General features: G+C 43.6%; 1 protein-coding gene and 1 riboswitch. The gene reads right to left on the reverse strand.

Features of this window, described 5'->3' with window-relative positions; all coding sequences use genetic code 11:
• Positions 1-816 (reverse strand): Na+/H+ antiporter NhaC family protein (locus R7O12_RS26495; protein WP_318127049.1); only part of this gene is annotated, 816 nt, incomplete at its 3' end.
• 113 nt (positions 817-929) lie between these two features.
• A riboswitch (Lysine riboswitch) is annotated at positions 930-1,091 on the reverse strand. This riboswitch is flagged as partial in the annotation.

Here is a 1,091-nt window from a genome sequence, read left to right on the forward strand (position 1 = left end):
AGAGACTTTACCTTTTTCACTCTCACGAATGTCCAACTCTTCGTTAAGCTCATGCGCTTCTTGAGTGTCGTTCTCTTTGTCTTTGTCAAAACCACGACCTTGAGACGCTGCAATTTCATGCTCGCGCATCTTACCGATATCTAGACCAAACCACGCTACTGCAAACACCATTAACAGCGCAAATACAGCGTAGAAGTTCATTGGTATAAGACGCACATACGCCCCAAGCGCTGAATACTCAGTAATACCATGTGATACTAAAATACCGCCGATGATAGTAATGATGTAAGCACCCCAACTAGAAGCTGGCATGATGACACACATAGGTGCAGCGGTTGAATCTAGGATGTAAGCCAGTTTCGCACGAGATACATAGAAGCGATCCGTTACTGGGCGTGAAATCGCACCTACAGCAAGACTATTAAAGTAATCGTCGACAAAAATGAATACGCCTAAAAAGGCTGCAAGAAGTTTAGAGCCGCGTTTACTTTTCACACGAGACTGTGCCCATTCAGCGAATGCGCGAGTACCGCCAGAAAGTGTCAATAGAGCCGTTGTCATGCCTAATAGAATTAGGAAACCAACAATGCTCATGTTCCAAGTGTTAATTCCACCATCTTCAATGAAGACAGAAGACACTTGAGTACCTACATAGCTTGCAGTACCACCAATTGACCAGCTGTTAAGTAGAACCGCACCAAGCGCGATACCTACACCAAGAGAAACTAATACACGTCGAGTCAGAATCGCCAATGTCAGAGCAACAATAGGAGGCAATAATGAAACAGGAGAATGAGAAAAATCTATTAAATTCATGATCTTCAAAAACCAAAGTTTGGCTAGAGATCTACTGCAGACAAGTCACGCCTTCTTTATAAGAAACGTGCTCATGTTGAACTTAGCGACAGGGAAGCGAACACTCCACCCAACCCTACAGTAGCGCTCCATAGTTTAATGTAAATATACTATGGCAGTGTTGTTCCTTTCAGATACAACCCCAGCAAGGCGTTTTGATATACGACTTACTTCGGCAATCTTCGCCTTCCACTATTACTCATTGGCATCACCCCAATAATAGCTACTCTTCGAGA

This window comes from Vibrio sp. Vb1574, assembly GCF_033338675.1.